Consider the following 15,847-nt stretch of genomic DNA (forward strand, 5'->3'; position numbering starts at 1 on the left):
GTGGTGCTCGGGTCAACCGCGAGTGGTCGGCGCTCATTCCCGGCCGGCCCGCGCGCAGCGGTCGAGCGGCCGATGTCGGTGGTGCGTGCGAGCATGTCCCGAGGCGTGGGCGAGCAGGACGGAGCGGCGTGAGCAGGCAGGACGGCGCGGCGTGAGCGAGCAGGACGGCACCGCATGAGCAAGCAGGACGGCACGGGGCGGCAGGTCACGACCGAGCCCTTCGACGACCCGCGCGCGAGCATCATGCACATCGACATGGACGCGTTCTTCGCCTCCGTCGAGCTGCTCGACCGGCCGGATCTGCGCGGGAGGCCGGTCATCGTGGGCCACCACGGAGCGCGCTCCGTCGTCACAGCGGCGACGTACGAGGCGCGCCGCTACGGCGTCAACTCGGCGATGCCCATGGCGGTCGCCCTCCGCCGCTGCCCGCAGGCCGTGGTCCTCGAGCCGCACATGGAGCGCTACCGCGAGGCCTCTCGCCGCGTCATGGCGATCTTCGACTCCTTCACGCCGCTGGTCGAGCGCCTGAGCATCGACGAGGCGTTCCTCGACGTCGCGGGTGCCCGCCGCATCTCGGGCTCGCCGTTCGCGATCGGCACCGAGATCCGCCGCCGGGTGCACGCCGAGCTCGGGCTGACCTGCTCGGTCGGGATCGCCAGCACCAAGTTCGTCGCCAAGCTCGCCTCCGGCCGCTCCAAGCCCGACGGTCTGCTGGTCGTCCCCGCCGACGGCGTCCGCGAGTTCCTCGATCCGCTGCCCGTGAGCGCGCTGTGGGGAGTCGGCGCGAGCACGGAGGAGGCGCTCGTCCGCCGCGGTCTGCGCACCGTCGCCGACGTCGCGACCACCCCGCTGCCGTCGCTGGTGTCCGCCCTCGGCGAGGCGACCGGGAGGCGCCTGCACGCCCTGGCGAACGGGGTGGATCCGCGGCCGGTCGACACCCGCCAGATCGAGAAGAGCGCCGGACACGAGATCACGTTCGCCGACGACGTGGCCGACCCCGAGCTCGTCCGTCGTGAGCTGCTGCGGCTCTGCGACAAGGTCGCCGTGCGGATGCGCCGCTCGGGAGTGCGCTGCCGCACCGTCGCGGTGAAGGTGCGCTTCGGCGACTTCAGCACCCTCACCCGCTCCCGCACGCTCGTCGAGGCGACGGACGTGGCCCGGGTCCTCTACGAGGCCTCCTCCGCGCTCCTCGAGGCGGCCAACCCGATGCGGCGGCCCGTGCGGCTGATCGGCGTGCGCGGCGAGCAGCTGGTCGAGGGCGACGACGTCGCGTTCTCCCTGTGGAGCGACTCCGACGACTGGCGCGACGCGGAGCTCGCGGTCGACGGCGTGGCCGCCCGCTTCGGCTCCGGGGCCGTGCGTCCCGCCTCGCTCCTGTCCCGGTCGGCTCCCGAGTCGGCCAAGGGGATCGACCTCAGCGACACGCTCGCTACGCGGAACCGATCGTCAGACTGATCGGGCGGTGGTCGGAGCCGTTCGGCGGCAGGACCGCGACGGTCGCGGCGGTGACGCCGTCGGCGAGCGCGTGGTCGAGCGAGACGAGCGGCAGCAGGGACGGCCAGGTCGCCGGGAAGCCGACTCCGCCCGTGCGGACGAGGCCCGCCTCCGCCAGCACGGGAGCGAGCAGGTGGTCGTCCGTCGGCGTGTTGAAATCGCCGATGACCAGTGTCCGCTCCGACGCGTCGTCTCGAAGAGCGGTGGCGAGGTTCGAGAGCATGGTGTCCCGCTCATCGTGGTCGCCCGGCCGGAACGAGGCCAGGTGCACCACGAACAGGCGAGCGCTGCCGACCGGTGTGTCGACGTCGACGGCGAGCGCGCGCTCCCAGCCGAGACCGAGGTCGAGCGGCTGCTCGTCGGTCAGCTCGGTCCGGCTCCAGACGCCGACGGTGCTCGAGACGGACGAGTACGGGTACTCGTCGGCCAGCTCGGCGTCGACCGCGTCCACGGCGTCTCCGTCGAGCTCCTGCAGCGCGATCACGTCGGGGCCGCGGGCGGCGAGCGAGGCGGCGAGCCCACCGGCGTCGCCGCTCGTCTCGATGTTCTGGCTGACGACGGTGAACGAGCCGGAGCGCACGGCCGGCGCCGGAAGCGCGACCGGCAGCACCAGCACGCCGTAGACCATCGCCAGCACGGTGACCGCGGCCGCCGTCCGGCGCGACCGGAGGGCCGCCGCGGCCGCGATGAGGAGCAGCACGAGCAGCCCCGTCCAGGGGATCCCGACCTCGAGGACCGACAGCCAGCCGATCGGATCGGGCAGTGCGCGGTGGAAGGCGAGGAAGGCGGCGAGCACGAGGCTCGCGACCGCCACCGCGGCCGAGCGCACGGGGCGGCGGCGGGTGCGGGCGGACATCCGTCGATCATGACAGCAGGTGCCCGGAGGTCCATGGACGAGTCCTGTGCGCCCCGGCGGGCCGCTTGTCGCCGCGGAGAGCCGCGGAGTACCGTCGCACCATGCCCAACATCGCAGTCTCCCTGGCCGACACCGTCACCACCGCGGGTACCGCGACGATCTACGGCGAGCCCGTCACCGTCGACGGCGTCTCGCTCGTCCCCGTCGCCCTCCGCTGGTTCGGCTTCGGCGGAGGAAGCGGCTCCGAGGACGGCCAGGAGGGCGGCGGCGGAGGCGGCGGCGCCACGGTCATCCCGATCGGCGCGTACATCAAGGACGACCTCGGCCTGCGGTTCCAGCCGAACGTTATCTCGGTCCTCGCCGTCGGCATCCCCTTCGTGTGGGTGACCGGCAAGGCCCTCGCGCGCATCATCCGCGCCCTCAAGAAGTAGCCGGAACGGCCCCGCGTCAGCTGGCGCGCTGCTGGCGCGCGGGGTACCACTTCTTCTTCGTCCGGCCGAAGCCGACGATCAGACGCTCGGCGTCGTCCGGCCGGCGGGGGTCGTAGATCACCGCGGCGGGCTCACCGGCCATCCACGCGTCCCCCCGCTTCAGCGGGTACTTCTGCGCGCGCTTCTCCACACCCTCGGCGGTCCGGTAGACGACCAGGAGCCTGCCCAGATCCCGTGCCGAATCGCGATCGCCGCGTGCCGGATCCGGCCCGACGACGCGCGCCGGCACCCGCGTGCCGTAGCTGAGCAGCTCGCGGCGGATCCGCGCACGGCGCTGCCAGAGCAGGGCCTGCAGCAGGACGATCAGCAGCACGGCCAGGACGACGACCACCGACCACGACATGACGTCTATGATTGCCGACGAACACGGGAGTCCGGTGCACCGGGCTGAGAGGAAGGCAGCAGCCTTCGACCGTCGAACCTGATCTGGGTCATGCCAGCGAAGGAACGTTTCGATCTCCTCTTACCAACCCGTGCCCTCCATTCGCTTCCACGAAAGGGCACGTCAGTGCAGAACACGAACGCGCAGAACACGAACGCGCAGAACACGAACGCGCAGAACACGAACGCGCAGAACCTCACCTCCTCCGCCCCGGCTCGGCGCGATCTGCGCTGGCGGGTCGTCGACATCGTGGTGGCGAGCGTCGTCGCCGTCGCGAGCGGGATCGTCTTCTGGGCCTGGGGCCTGGCGACGAACGTCCTCGGCCTCGCCTTCGAGTTCCTGCCCGGGCTCGGCGGGCTCCTCGGCGGCGGCTGGCTCTTCGCCGGCGTCCTCGGCGGCCTGATCATCCGCAAGCCCGGAGCCGCGCTCTACACCGAGCTGGTCGCCGCGGCCGTGTCGGCTCTGATCGGCACCCAGTGGGGCTTCACCGTGCTGATCTCCGGACTCGTGCAGGGACTTGGCGCGGAGATCGTCCTGGCGCTCTTCCTCTACCGCAGCGGCCGTCCGCTCGTCGCGATGCTGGCCGGTGCCGGTGCCGGGCTGGCCCTCGCGATCAACGACCTGCTGTCGTACTACGCCGTCAACGACGCGCTCTTCAAGACCGTCTACGTCGCCTCCTCGATCGTCTCGGGCGCGCTCCTGGCCGGGCTGCTGTCCTGGTTCGCGGTGCGGGGGCTCGCGGCCTCGGGAGCGCTGGACCGCTTCGCCTCCGGGCGCGAGGGCCGGACGGTCGAGGGAGCCGGCGCGGGCGCTCGATGAGCGGCGCTTCCGTCCGGGCGCGGGGCTGGAGCTGGCGGCACGCGGGACGCTCCCGCGACGCCCTCTCCGGCCTCGATCTCGCGCTGGAGCCGGGGGAGCGCGTGCTGCTCCTCGGCCCCTCCGGCGCGGGAAAGAGCACGCTGCTGCACGCCCTGGCCGGCGTCCTCGGCGGGGAGGAGGACGGCTCCGCGGCGGGCGAGCTCGAGATCGACGGAGCCGCGCCGCTCACCCGGCGCGGTGTCGCGGGGCTCGTGCTGCAGGATCCGGACACTCAGGCGGTCCTGGCGCGGGTCGGCGACGACGTCGCGTTCGCCTGCGAGAACCTCGGCGTGCCGCGCGAGGAGATCCCCGCGCGGGTGCGGGAGGCGCTCGGCGACGTCGGTCTCGACGTGCCGTTGGACCACTCCACCTCGGCGCTCTCGGGCGGGCAGAAGCAGAGGCTCGCCCTGGCGGGTGTGCTCGCCATGCGTCCGCGGCTCCTGCTCCTCGACGAGCCCACCGCCAACCTCGATCCGGACGGTGTACGCGAGGTGCGGGCGGCGGTGGAGCGCACGGCCGCCCGCACGGGGGCGACGCTGATCGTCGTCGAGCACCGGGTCGACGTGTGGGTCGGCCTCGTCGACCGGGTCGTGGTGCTCGGGCGGGACGGCGCGGTCGTCGCCGACGGCGCTCCGGTCGAGGTCCTCGATCGAACGCACGACGTGCTCCGCGCCTCCGGCGTCTGGCTGCCCGGTGACACCCCCGCCCGGCGCGGGGCGAGCGTGCTGCCCTCGCCCGCCGCCCTGAGCGCGCACGACCTCGCCATCGGCCGGCCCGTCCTCGGGCGCCGCCGCTCGACCATCGTGGCCTCGGGGCTCGAGCTCGCCGTCGACTCCGCGCGGGCCACGGCCGTGCTGGGACCCAACGGCGCGGGGAAGTCGACCCTCGCGCTCACGCTGGCCGGTCTCCTGCCGCCGGTCGCGGGGCGGGTGACCGCCTCCGAGTCGCTCCGCGCCGGTGCGGGCCCCGAGCCGATCCGCTGGACCTCGGCTCAGCTCGCCGGACGGATCGCGATGGTGTTCCAGGAGCCGGAGCACCAGTTCCTCACCGCTCGCGTGCGCGCCGAGCTCGCGCTAGGCGCCCGCGACGAGGCGGAGCGGCATCGGGCGGAGGAGCTCCTGGAGCGCCTCGGCCTCGCGCACCTCGCCGACGCCAACCCGTTCACCCTCTCCGGAGGCGAGAAGCGGCGCCTGGCCGTCGCGTCCGCCCTCACCCGGTCGCCGTCCGTGCTCGTCCTCGACGAGCCGACGTTCGGGCAGGACCGCCTGACCTGGGAGGTGCTCGTCGAGCTCCTCGCCGAGCAGCGCGACGCGGGCACGGCGGTGCTCGCCGTCACCCACGACGAGGCGCTGGTCGCCGCCCTCGCCGACTCGGTCGTCACCCTCGGCGCCCGCGAGGCGGTGTCGGGATGACGCTCCTCGACTCCGTTCCCGCGCGCAGCCGGATCGCCCGAGCCAACCCGGTCGCCAAGCTCCTCGCCAGCCTGGTCATCGCGTTCGCGCTCCTCCTCACGGTCGATGCGGTCTCCGCGGCGACGGCGCTGGCGCTCGAGCTGCTGGTTCTGCCCTTCGCGGGGCTCCGGGCGGGCGAGCTCGTGCGGCGGACGGCTCCCGTCTGGATCGCGGCTCCGCTCGCCGGCCTCTCGACTGTTCTCTACGGTCGCGACACCGGCGCCGTCTTCGCGGAGTTCCTCATCGTCTCGGTCACAGAGGGATCCGTCGCCCTCGGGCTGGCCATCGCGCTGCGCGTCCTGGCGATCGGACTGCCGAGCGTGGTCCTCATCGCCACCACCGACCCGACGGACCTGGCGGACGGCCTGGCGCAGATCCTGCGCCTGCCCTCGCGCTTCGTGCTCGGCGCTCTCGCCGGCATGCGGCTCGTCGGTCTGCTCGTCGACGACTGGCGCACCCTGTCGATGGCCCGCCGGGCCCGCGGGGTCGCCGACGGCCGCGGGCCCATCGAGGCGCTCCGCAGCCTCGCGGCCCGCACGTTCTCGCTGCTCGTGCTGGCCATCCGGCGGGGGAGCAGGCTCGCGACGGCGATGGAGGCGAAGGGCTTCGGCTCCGGCGTCCCGCGCACCTGGGCGCGGCAGTCGCGCCTCGGAGCCGGCGACCTCCTGCTGCTCGCGGGCGGAGTGCTGATCGCTGCCGTCGCCGTGACCGCCGCCGTCGTCACCGGCTCCTGGAGCTTCGTCCTGCATGGCTGAGCGGATCCTGCCGCTGACGGATCGGACGGCGGGCGACCTCGCCCGCTCCGTGATCGCGCGGCGTCGTCGGACGGTGCTGCTGGACGGACCGAGCGGCTCCGGCAAGTCGACGTTCGCGCGCGCGCTGGTCGAGCAGCTCCGTCTCGCGCCGGCGGCATCGTCGGTCGCGCTCGTGCGGATGGACGACCTCTACCCCGGCTGGACGGGCCTGGACCGGGCGTCGCGGGAGACGGCCGCGACGCTCGTCCGCCCCCACGGCCTCGGCCTCGCGGCGCACTGGCGGCCCTGGAACTGGGCCGCGGGGACGACGGCCGGGCGCCGCGTCGTCCGCGAGACGCTTCTGGTGCTGGAGGGCTGCGGGTCGGCCGGCGCCGCCGCGCGTCGCTACGCCGATCTGGTGGTCTGGCTCGAGGCCGACGACGAGGTGCGGCGCGTGCGCGCGCTCGAGCGCGACGGCGAGCTCTTCGCTCCGCACTGGGACGCCTGGGACCGCGACTTCCGCTCCTACTGCGCTCGGGAGCGGCCCCGGGAGAACGCCGACCTCGTGCTGGACACGGGCGGCGGGGGAGCGGTGCGCGGCTGAGGGGTCCACTCCGAGCGCTGCGACGCGCGGATGCCGGTGAGAGGCTCGCCCTCGGCGGTGATCAGGCCCAGCCGAGCTCGTGCAGCCGGTCGTCGTCGATGCCGTAGAAGTGGGCGATCTCGTGGACGAGCGTGACGTGGATCTCGTCGCGCAGCGCGTCCAGATCGTCGCACGCGGCGAGGTGCGGCTCGCGGAACAGCACGATGCGGTCGGGCATCTCGCCGAAGCCGTAGCGCTCGCGCTCGGTGAGGGCGACGCCGTCGTAGTAGCCGAGCAGATCCAGGGTCCCGTCCTCGGGCCGGTCCTCCACGACGAACACGACGTTGTCGAGCCCGTCGACCATGTCGTCCGGGAGCGCGTCGAGCTCGGAGATCACCAGGGCTTCGAAGGCGTCCTCGTCCAGCTCGAGCATCCGGGACCTCTCTGCGTCGGCGATCGCTGCCGGTCGCCGGATGTGCGAAGAGGCCCGGAGTCGGAACTCCGGGCCTCTTCCGCTGCATGCACAGCCACTGGGGTGAGTAACGGGGCTCGAACCCGCGACCTCCTAGACCACAACCAGGCGCTCTGCCAACTGAGCTATACCCACCAGGAGCGTGTTCCGGCGGGGTGACCCGCCGAAGCAACTGTACGAGAGTACTACATCCGCGAGGCGAACTCGTCCACGACGGCGGCCGACACGGCCTGCACCTCGGCGGTGCTCGGCCCCGGCTGCTCCACGAACACGGCACGGCGGTAGTACTGCAGCTCTCGGATGCTCTCGAGGATGTCGGCGAGAGCGCGGTGTCCGCCGTGCTTCTTGGGCGCGTTGAAGTAGATGCGCGGGAACCAGCGCCGTGCCAGCTCCTTGATCGTGCTGACATCGACGTTGCGGTAGTGCAGGTGGCCGTCGAGGCGCGGCATGAACTTCGCGAGGAAGGCGCGGTCGGTGCCGATCGAGTTGCCGGCGAGGGGGGCCTGCTGGTCCGCCGGGACGTGCTTCAGCACGTACTCCAGCACCTCGTACTCGGCCTCCGCGACGCTGACGCCGGAGGGGATCTCGACCAGCAGCCCGGAGGTCTCGTGCATCGACCGGACGAAGTCGCCCATGTTCTCGAGCGCGGTCGCGTCGGGCCGGATGACGAGGGAGAGCCCCTCGTCGAGCGGGTTCAGCTCGAAGTCGGTGACGACGACGGCGATCTCGACGAGCTCGTCGACGGAGAGGTCGAGCCCCGTCATCTCGCAGTCGATCCAGACAAGACGGTCGGGGGCGCTACTCATGCGGGGCAGTCTATCGGCGGCCGCCGACACCCGGTCCGGCCGTCCCGCTCCTCCTACACTGGACCCTCGTGATCACGCTCGCCTGCTGCCTCCTGATCGTCAACGCCGTGTGGAACGCGATCGTCTGGCCGCCCTTCCTCCGCCGCGTCCGCAAGGACCCGCGGGCGCGCGACGCGGACGGCCGCGCGACGACCTTCCTCCGCGTGCACACGGTGCTCATCGGCGTGTCGCTCGCCCTCGCCGTGGTCTCCCTGGTCGTGGGAGTGCTGGGACTCGTCCGGGGCGCCTAGGCCCCGGCGGGCGCGGCCTCTGCGCTTCGGTATCGTGGTCGCAGTCCGCCCCCGTAGCTCAGCGGATAGAGCAGGAGCCTTCTAATCTCTTGGTCGCAGGTTCGATTCCTGCCGGGGGCACCATCGGATCGGGAGCGCGCCGGTCGCCGTCCCTAGTCTTGTCCCGGTGGCGTGCGGATCAGCGTCGACGCCTCGCGCCCGTCCTTCGACCGCGTCGCGGCCTCTCCTCGGGCGGCGCTGCGCTCCTCCGAGGAGTGACGCCCGGCACTCACGGGGTTTTCCTCCGCTCCGGTGACCCTCGGACGAGGACTCGCGGTCGCTCCACCAGTAACACACCGGCAAATCGGAGGCAACACCGGCGTGTTTCCCACCCGAAGTCGTTTGAGTGTCATTCAGGCACCTAGTCTTGGGGTGTCCGGAATTACAACGACGTAACGAACGGAGGTACGACCATGCTGCTCCTCGCCATCCTCGGTGGAATCGCCGTCGCGTGGACGATCGTCGCGGCGCCCCTCGCCGTACTGGTCGGCCGAGTCGCCCGTGCACGTGATGCACACAGCTAGTCAGTACACGCACCGCCCGCACCACGGAGAAGGCCCCGATCGCACTCGCGATCGGGGCCTTCTTCTCGTGGTCGGGAGCACTCAGACCGAGCTGCGCTCCTGGCCTCGGTCGTCGTCCGAGGCGGACCGCTCGAACCGGGCCTCGTCCGCCCGGACGACCGCCTCGTCGTCGACCGGCACGCCGTCGCGGTCTCCGTCGGCCGGAGCCGACGGCGTCGCGTCGTGCTCCGCGTCCGGCTGCGGCTGGGCGGCAGGAGCCGAGCGCTGCGGGTCGACGGGCGGCAGCTCCTCCACGGGACGCCCGCGCGACGGCACCTCCAGGCGGTCGACGTCGGCGAGCAGGCGGCGGGTCTCCTCCTGCGAGGCGTCCCCGGCCGACGCGGGGAGGACGATCGTGGGCGTCTGCGGGGCTGCAGAGCCGGAGGCGGAGCCCGCGCCGACGACGACCGGTGCGACGGCGGTCGGTGCGGCGGCCGGGGGAGCGGTGCGCTGGGGAGCGGCCTCGGCGGTGCTCGCGGCCCGATCGGACGACGGAGCGGACTCGGCGGAGCGGTCTCGACCCGTCTCCGAGAAGCGCCAGCGCTCGAGGTCGGCGAGGAAGGCCTTCCGGGCGCGCCCGGGCTTGTCCCGCCACTGCACGAGGCGGTCGCGGAACTCGCCCACGCTCGCCTGCGTCTGGTAGCCGCCGGTGCTCGACGTGTGCTTCAGCTCGGCGAGCTCGTGAGCGACCCAGTTGGCCGCGACTCCGGAGCCCTTGACGGGCAGGAGGCGCAGGTGCGTCTCGGCCTGCGCGGAAGCGCGGTCGCTGAGGACGCGCTCCGGGCTGCTGAGGACGTTCCAGGCCGAGGCGTCGACCGCGGCGTCGACGAGCGTCGCGATGACCGCGTTCTTCCGCTCGTGATCCTGCTGACGGATGAGGCGCGCGATGGACGCTCGGAAGACGGAGGCGATCACGATCGCTCCGACCACCACGGCCAGCAGGACCACAGCGGCCGTGAAGACCGCCTGGTGTCCGTCGCTCGTGCGGATCCAGGACATGAACTCGTTCCACCACTGCATGGGGCGAACGCTATCCGGGGCGGTCGCCGCGGCCCGGTCGGCACGCCGCCGACCGGGCGGATCGGCGCGTCAGGCGACGCGGAAGACCTCGATCGCGTCGTCGACGCTCCAGAACTCGCCGAGCTCAGCGCCGGCGGGCATGCCCGCCCGCAGCAGCCGGGCGCGGTACCGCTCGCCGAGCGGATCCTCGACCAGCTCGATGTGGCCGACGACGGCACCCGAGCCGGTGCTCACGCGCCACAGCCGGGCGTTGACCCGGGTGAGCGTCGGCGGGGTGCGGGTGGCGTGCAGCGTGGACAGGGACATCGGTTCCTCCTGCTCGAGTCTCGGAGCACCCACCGGCCGAGTGCTGTCGCAGACTACGGCCGACCACCGACATCCCCGCCGGGGCGTCAGCGCAGGGTCGTGCCGTGCACCGCGAACTCCTCGATCGCGTCGATCTCCTCCTGCGAGAGGGGGCCGGCGTCCAGCGCGGCGACGTTCTGCTCGAGCTGCGCGACGCTCGACGCTCCGATGATGGCGCTCGTGACGGTGGGCACCCGGAGCACCCAGCTCAGGGCGAGCTGGGCCAGCGACTGGCCGCGCTGCTGCGCGATCGCGTTCAGGCCGCGGGCGCGCGTCAGGTACGCCTCGTCGATCCGGTCGGAGGAGAGGAAGCGCGACGTCGCCGCACGGGACCCCTCCGGCACGGTGCCGTCGAGGTAGCGGTCCGTCAGGAGCCCCTGCGCCAGCGGCGAGAAGACGATGCAGCCGGTGCCGAGCTCGTCGAGCACGGGGAAGAGGCCGTCCTCGGGTCCGCGGTCGAAGAGCGAGTAGCGGGGCTGGTGCAGGAGGAGCGGCACTCCGCTGCCCGCCAGTGCCGCCTGCGCGGCCCGGGTCTGCTCGGGCGAGTAGTTCGAGATGCCGGCGTAGAGCGCCTTGCCCGACTCCACCGCCGAGACGAGAGCGCCCATGGTCTCCTCGATCGGAGTCTCCGGGTCCGGCCGGTGCGAGTAGAAGACGTCCACGTAGTCGACGCCGATCCGCTGCAGGCTCTGGTCGAGCGAGGAGAGCAGGTACTTGCGCGAGCCGCCGTCCCCGTACGGGCCGGGCCACATGTCGTATCCGGCCTTGGACGAGATGACGATCTCGTCGCGGTACGGGCGGAGGTCCTCCGCGAGGATGCGGCCGAAGGCCGTCTCGGCGGCGCCGTAGGGCGGTCCGTAGTTGTTCGCGAGGTCGAAGTGGGTGACGCCCAGGTCGAACGCGCGGCGGAGGATCGCGCGCTGCGTGTCGAGGGAGCGGTCGGATCCGAAGTTGTGCCAGAGGCCCAGCGACAGGGCGGGCAGCAGCAGGCCGCTCCGTCCGGTGCGTCGGTAGTCCATGCGGTCGTAGCGGGCGGGGGCGGCGTCGTAGCTCACGCCGCGACTCTATTGCAGGGGGCGGATCCGCGGAATGCAGGGGGCGGTGAGCGTGTTGGACCGACTGACGCCTCCGGCACCCCGGACGCGTCGACGCGACAGGAAGTGAGTCACACGCAATGCGCACATTCGTACTCGCCGGAGGATGCTTCTGGTGTCTGGACGCCGTCTACCGCGTCCTCGACGGCGTGACCGACGTCGTCTCCGGCTACACCGGCGGCCGCACGACCGAGCCCGACTACGAGGACGTCTGCTCCGGGCGCACCGGCCACGCCGAGGCCGTCGCCGTCACCTTCGACCCCGAGGTCATCCCCGAGCAGGTCGTCCTCGACGTCTTCTTCACCCTGCACGACCCGCGACAGCTGAACCGCCAGGGCAACGACGTCGGCACGCAGTACCGCTCGGCGATGTTCTACTCCTCCGACGAGGAGAAGGAGCTGTTCGAGACCGCGCGCGACCGTGCGTCCGAGTGGTGGGACGGCCCGATCGTCACCGAGATCTCGCCGCTGGGCGTCTACTACCCCGCCGAGGACTACCACCAGGACTTCTTCGCGAAGAACCCGGGCCAGGGCTACTGCATGGCGGTCGCACTGCCCAAGGTGAACAAGATCCGCAAGTCCTACTCGAGGTACATCACCGCGTCGTAACGCTCCTCCACAGGGGACGATCGCTCGTCCTCTCCCCAGAAGGGCCCGCCTCCACCTCGGAGGCGGGCCCTTCGTCGCGACACTGGCCCTGCGGCGCCCGAGCGGTACCAGCCCCCTCCGCCCGGGCGCCGTGCCCGTCGCAGCCGTGGCGGGGCAGGAGTAGAGAGGACACGACCATGACCGACACGCTGACCGTCATCGGGACCATCGGCACCGAGCCCCGGAGCATCGACACCTCCAGCGGCACCGCGATGACCAGCTTCCGGCTCGCCTCGACGCAGCGGCGCTACGACCGCTCGGAGCAGCGCTGGGTCGACGTCTCGACCAATTGGTACACCGTCACCGCGTTCAACGGCCTGGCCGGCAACGCGCTGTCCTCCCTGTCGCGCGGCGACCGGATCCTGGTCACCGGGCGGCTCGGGGTGAGGGCCTGGGAGGCGGGAGGCAAGGCCGGTACCGATGTGGTCCTCACGGCCGAGGGCATCGGGCACGACCTCGCCTGGGGGACCAGCAGCTTCACGAAGACCGTCGGGCGCGCCTCTGCTCCCGCCCCCGCCGCCGAGCCCGCGTGGAGCGAGGAGGCGCCGCGCGAGGGCGCCGCGGCGGGGGACTGGAGCGCGTCGGGCCATGACCGCGGTGATGCCGTGCCCGAGCCGCCGGTGGCGGCGGGCGTCGGCGGAGGCGCTCCCGGTCTCTCGGTAGGATCCGGGGAGACCCCGTTCTGATCCGGGGGACCGGAGCGAGAGCCGTCCCGGTCGGGAGGAGCCGGGCGTGACACGGAACCGAGCGGCCCGCATCGCGCTCGTGCTCGGCGGTCTCGCCGTCTGCCTCTCCGGTTGCACGTCGCCGTCGGCGCCGGACGCCGTGGTGTCCTCCTCCGCGGCCGAGGCGCCGGCACCGGCGGAGTCCGCCGCACCCGTCGCCTTCGTGCCGGGCGGGACGACGGAGCAGAACCTCCCCGTGTTCGAGCAGACCCTTCGCGCGGCGGCCGAGCCCGATCCGGAGGTGAGCGGCTCCAGCGTGGTCGACGCGCTCGTCGCGGCGGGGTTCTCCCGCGAGTCGATGCAGCTGACAGCGGACGAGACCTCGGTCGGACTCGACGCGGACTCGGTGCAGGTCTCCGTCAAGCTCGGGGAGTCGTGCCTCATCGGCCAGTACGGCCCGAAGAGCGGCGGGGTGCGGGCGGTGATCGCGGCACCGATCGCGACCGGCGCGTGCCTGGTCGGCCGGACCGTACCGATCCAGCGCTGACGCGCTCGCCTCGACCGGGGTCCGCTCCGCCATGCGCCCCCGTCGGGGTCGGAAAGGACGAAAGGATCCTCGACAGGGCCCCTCGCCCGTCGAGTCCGAGAGCGCCCGGTGTTGGCCCGACGCTCCTGCAGGACCACTCCGACCGGTGCGGATCCGAGCGTGAGCACAGCCTCGTGCGGGCGGACCGGTCGACGATCCCGGTGGTCGGCGGCGCCCTCCCCTCCCCGGGACGCCGCTCCGCACGGTTAGGCTGCCCTGACCGACACGTGGGCCCCAGCGCGGGCACCGCGACGGACGTGCCGACGGGAGTGCTCGGCACGAGGACCACGACGAGGGGGAACTCGCCATGACCACATCCCGACCGCAGACGACGACGCGAGCGAGGTGGAGGCGCGCCGCCATCGCGGTCGCGAGCACGGCAGCCGTCGTCCTCGGAGTGACGACAGGAGCCGGAGCGGCCGCCGCCGAGCAGGAGCGTCTGTCCGCGCAGGTCAGTCCCTATAACTGGTCGACGACGGAGACCTTCTCGGCCGCCCAGACCGCTGCCGTCGCGGGCGACGTCACCGGGCTCGACGTCACGCTCTCCGACTCCGCTCGGCCGACGGGACCGTACCCGGCGTTCACGACCTACAACTGGGCCATCGGGGACTACGACCTCGCCGGGTCGGCGACCCTCGCGTCCGGAAGTCGCAGCTTCCGCATCGACCTGAAGCAGCCCCTCGCCTCGTTCGGCAGTGGAACCGTCGCTCTGCAGATCACTGCGCAGAAGCAGCCGATCAAGAACCCCGAGGAGCCGATCGGCCAGCCGGTCGACAGCGGCTACGAGCTGACCACGTCGGCCACCCTCTCCGTCGCCGAAGCCTCCGGCAGCGGCGGCGTCGGCGGGGTCGACCTCAGCGGGACCGCGCAGACGCTGCAGCGGAGCGCCGCGTACTTCGCGTACAAGAAGGACGTCGACGTCGTGGAGGTCAAGGGCGGCGACACCGTCGTCCTCGAGTCCAACCGGGACGGCTTCTACGACCTCCAGGGGCTCGCCGCCTACGTCGGTCCCAGCAGGACCGAGCGGATCCCCGCCCAGGTGGTCGCGGACAACGATCAGTCCAAGGTCACCGTGACGATCCCGTCCAGCGCCTACGACGCCTACAAGGACCGCGTGAGCAGCCTGCTCCAGGTCACCGGCATCAGCAACGGCAGGGTGGAGCAGCCCCGCGGAGCGACCATCACGTCGGACGCCGCAGTCCGCGTCACGGGAAGCGGAGCCACCACCCCGCCGGTCACGCCGACCCCGACGGCCACCGCGACCACCCCGCCGGTCACGCCGACCCCGACCACTCCTCCGGTCACGCCCACGCCGACCGCAACGCCGACCGCCCCGCCCGCCGGCTCGCCGGTCGTCTCGCGCATCTCGGGCACCGACCGTCAGGGCACCGCGGTCGAGGTGTCCAAGCGCACCTTCCCGGCGAACGTCCCCGTCGTCTACGTCGCCACCGGGCAGAACTTCCCGGACGCGCTCAGCGCCGGACCCGCCGCGGCCAAGGCGGGCGGGCCGCTGCTCCTGGTCGACCGCGACTCGATGAGCCAGGTCGTCCGCACCGAGCTGACGCGTCTCAAGCCCGCGAAGATCGTCGTCGTCGGCTCCGAGCTCAGCGTCGGCAGCCAGGTCTACAACGACCTGGCCGCGTATGCGCCGAAGGGGAAGACCACGCGCATCGGCGGAGTCGACCGCTACGACACCTCGAAGCTGATCCTCCAGGACGCCTTCAGGGGCGGCTCCCCGATGGCCTGGCTGGCCACGGGCGAGAAGTTCCCCGACGCCCTGAGCGCCAGCGCCGCAGCCGGCGCGAATCGCGCTCCGGTGGTGCTGACCAATGGAACCGGCTCCACGGTGGACCCCCTCACCCAGCAGATCATCAGCGGCCTCAAGGTCAGTAGCTTGACGATCGCGGGCTCGACGCTCTCGGTCAGCGCCGGCATCGAGCGCTCGATCACGGGCCCCGTGATCACCCGCATCGGCGGGACCGACCGGTACGACACCTCGGAGAAGCTGAACAAGGCGGCCTTCACCTCGGCGACGACCGTCTACCTCGCGACCGGTGAGAAGTTCCCCGACGCCCTGGCCGGAGCCACGGCGGCGGGCTACACCCGGAGCCCGCTCTTCGCGGTCCAGCCCACCTGCGTGCCCCGGGCGGTCCTCGCCGACATCACCGCGTCCAAGGCGACGCAGGTGATCCTGCTCGGCAGCACGGACACGCTGTCCGAGGCGGTGGAGCGCCTGACGCCCTGCAGCTGATCCGCACCGTCGTCCGCTGACGCGATCCGCCCTCCCCACCGGCCCGGCCGGAGCGGAGGGCGGTCCGCGTTCAGGCGCTCCCTCCGACGCGGACCGGCGAGTTCCCGTTATCCTCGACTGGTGCGGACGGTCCCGCGGCCTGCGCTCCGCGTCGGCCGGGGCCCGGCGTCCCGCCCCGGTCCGAGCCTCCGTCAGCGCCTCCGCGCGGAGCAGGGGACCG

General features: G+C 72.6%; 18 protein-coding genes, 2 tRNA genes and 1 riboswitch. Of the genes, 12 read left to right on the forward strand and 8 right to left on the reverse strand.

Translation table 11 applies throughout. The features are described from left to right. Positions 1 to 174: 174 nt before the first annotated feature. Positions 175 to 1,455 (forward strand): DNA polymerase IV, encoded by a 1,281-nt coding sequence (gene dinB / locus C5C69_RS04195; RefSeq protein ID WP_104223726.1) that lies wholly within the window; start codon positions 175 to 177, stop codon positions 1,453 to 1,455. Here dinB and C5C69_RS04200 read toward each other — a convergent pair. Continuing rightward, entirely contained in the window at positions 1,430 to 2,350 is a 921-nt protein-coding gene (locus C5C69_RS04200; RefSeq protein ID WP_104232518.1) for an endonuclease/exonuclease/phosphatase family protein, read from the reverse strand. The two genes, dinB and C5C69_RS04200, sit on opposite strands and share 26 nt — an antisense overlap. A gap of 101 nt (positions 2,351 to 2,451) precedes the next feature. Here C5C69_RS04200 and C5C69_RS04205 point away from each other — a divergent pair, with 101 nt between their 5' ends. Then, positions 2,452 to 2,781: a hypothetical protein gene (locus C5C69_RS04205; RefSeq protein ID WP_104223724.1), complete on the forward strand. Its 330-nt coding sequence runs from the start codon at positions 2,452 to 2,454 to the stop codon at positions 2,779 to 2,781. Positions 2,782 to 2,797: 16 nt separating this feature from the next. Here C5C69_RS04205 and C5C69_RS04210 read toward each other — a convergent pair whose 3' ends face one another. Next, positions 2,798 to 3,184 (reverse strand): DUF3592 domain-containing protein, encoded by a 387-nt coding sequence (locus C5C69_RS04210; RefSeq protein ID WP_104223723.1) that lies wholly within the window; start codon positions 3,182 to 3,184, stop codon positions 2,798 to 2,800. A gap of 14 nt (positions 3,185 to 3,198) precedes the next feature. Beyond that, positions 3,199 to 3,306, forward strand: a riboswitch (TPP riboswitch). Positions 3,307 to 3,349: 43 nt separating this feature from the next. Here C5C69_RS04210 and C5C69_RS04215 point away from each other — a divergent pair. Genes C5C69_RS04215 through C5C69_RS04230 form a run of 4 tightly spaced genes read left to right on the forward strand, consistent with a single transcriptional unit; the run spans position 3,350 to position 6,870 of the window. Then, positions 3,350 to 4,042, forward strand: a complete 693-nt coding sequence (locus tag C5C69_RS04215; protein ID WP_374953318.1) for an ECF transporter S component — start codon at positions 3,350 to 3,352, stop codon at positions 4,040 to 4,042. Next, entirely contained in the window at positions 4,039 to 5,493 is a 1,455-nt protein-coding gene (locus C5C69_RS04220; protein WP_104257369.1) for an ABC transporter ATP-binding protein, read from the forward strand. The genes C5C69_RS04215 and C5C69_RS04220 overlap by 4 nt, the downstream gene beginning before the upstream one ends. Then, entirely contained in the window at positions 5,490 to 6,287 is a 798-nt protein-coding gene (locus tag C5C69_RS04225; RefSeq protein WP_104257370.1) for an energy-coupling factor transporter transmembrane protein EcfT, read from the forward strand. The genes C5C69_RS04220 and C5C69_RS04225 overlap by 4 nt, the downstream gene beginning before the upstream one ends. Next, complete coding sequence (locus C5C69_RS04230; protein WP_219812338.1) at positions 6,280 to 6,870, forward strand: AAA family ATPase; 591 nt, start codon at positions 6,280 to 6,282, stop codon at positions 6,868 to 6,870. Before C5C69_RS04225 ends, C5C69_RS04230 begins: the two co-directional genes overlap by 8 nt. Positions 6,871 to 6,931: 61 nt before the next feature. On the opposite strand, the gene C5C69_RS04235 is transcribed toward C5C69_RS04230, so the two are convergent. From C5C69_RS04235 to orn, 3 genes are all read right to left on the reverse strand, one after another. After that, positions 6,932 to 7,282 (reverse strand): metallopeptidase family protein, encoded by a 351-nt coding sequence (locus C5C69_RS04235; protein ID WP_104223719.1) that lies wholly within the window; start codon positions 7,280 to 7,282, stop codon positions 6,932 to 6,934. 98 nt (positions 7,283 to 7,380) lie between these two features. Then, positions 7,381 to 7,456: transfer RNA gene (locus tag C5C69_RS04240), tRNA-His, on the reverse strand. A 50-nt stretch (positions 7,457 to 7,506) separates the two neighbouring features. Continuing rightward, entirely contained in the window at positions 7,507 to 8,127 is a 621-nt protein-coding gene (gene orn / locus C5C69_RS04245) for an oligoribonuclease (protein WP_104257371.1), read from the reverse strand. A 68-nt stretch (positions 8,128 to 8,195) separates the two neighbouring features. Here orn and C5C69_RS04250 point away from each other — a divergent pair, with 68 nt between their 5' ends. Both C5C69_RS04250 and C5C69_RS04255 read left to right on the forward strand, forming a co-directional pair. Continuing rightward, a complete protein-coding gene (locus tag C5C69_RS04250; RefSeq protein ID WP_104223717.1) occupies positions 8,196 to 8,417 on the forward strand; it encodes an SCO4848 family membrane protein in 222 nt (73 codons plus the stop codon). A 47-nt stretch (positions 8,418 to 8,464) separates the two neighbouring features. Next, positions 8,465 to 8,540: transfer RNA gene (locus C5C69_RS04255), tRNA-Arg, on the forward strand. A 521-nt stretch (positions 8,541 to 9,061) separates the two neighbouring features. Here the strand turns inward: C5C69_RS04255 and C5C69_RS04260 are convergent. From C5C69_RS04260 to C5C69_RS04270, 3 genes are all read right to left on the reverse strand, one after another. Next, entirely contained in the window at positions 9,062 to 10,039 is a 978-nt protein-coding gene (locus C5C69_RS04260) for a hypothetical protein (RefSeq protein ID WP_104257372.1), read from the reverse strand. A gap of 69 nt (positions 10,040 to 10,108) precedes the next feature. Further along, complete coding sequence (locus C5C69_RS04265; RefSeq protein ID WP_104223715.1) at positions 10,109 to 10,345, reverse strand: hypothetical protein; 237 nt, start codon at positions 10,343 to 10,345, stop codon at positions 10,109 to 10,111. A gap of 86 nt (positions 10,346 to 10,431) precedes the next feature. Next, the gene (locus tag C5C69_RS04270) at positions 10,432 to 11,439 is read right to left on the reverse strand and encodes an aldo/keto reductase (RefSeq protein WP_104223714.1); all 1,008 of its coding nucleotides are present in this window, start codon (positions 11,437 to 11,439) and stop codon (positions 10,432 to 10,434) included. A gap of 119 nt (positions 11,440 to 11,558) precedes the next feature. Between C5C69_RS04270 and msrA the strand changes: the two genes are divergently transcribed. From msrA to C5C69_RS04290, 4 genes are all read left to right on the forward strand, one after another. Beyond that, positions 11,559 to 12,086 (forward strand): peptide-methionine (S)-S-oxide reductase MsrA, encoded by a 528-nt coding sequence (gene msrA / locus C5C69_RS04275; RefSeq protein WP_104223713.1) that lies wholly within the window; start codon positions 11,559 to 11,561, stop codon positions 12,084 to 12,086. A gap of 176 nt (positions 12,087 to 12,262) precedes the next feature. Beyond that, positions 12,263 to 12,811, forward strand: a complete 549-nt coding sequence (locus C5C69_RS04280; protein WP_104257373.1) for a single-stranded DNA-binding protein — start codon at positions 12,263 to 12,265, stop codon at positions 12,809 to 12,811. Between the two features lie 46 nt (positions 12,812 to 12,857). Next, positions 12,858 to 13,337: a DUF6993 domain-containing protein gene (locus C5C69_RS04285; RefSeq protein WP_104257374.1), complete on the forward strand. Its 480-nt coding sequence runs from the start codon at positions 12,858 to 12,860 to the stop codon at positions 13,335 to 13,337. A gap of 346 nt (positions 13,338 to 13,683) precedes the next feature. Further along, on the forward strand, positions 13,684 to 15,627 hold the full coding sequence (locus tag C5C69_RS04290) for a cell wall-binding repeat-containing protein (RefSeq protein ID WP_104257375.1): 1,944 nt from the start codon (positions 13,684 to 13,686) through the stop codon (positions 15,625 to 15,627). Positions 15,628 to 15,847: the final 220 nt, after the last annotated feature.

This window comes from Rathayibacter sp. AY1C7 (assembly GCF_002931865.1).
Taxonomy (GTDB): domain Bacteria; phylum Actinomycetota; class Actinomycetes; order Actinomycetales; family Microbacteriaceae; genus Rathayibacter.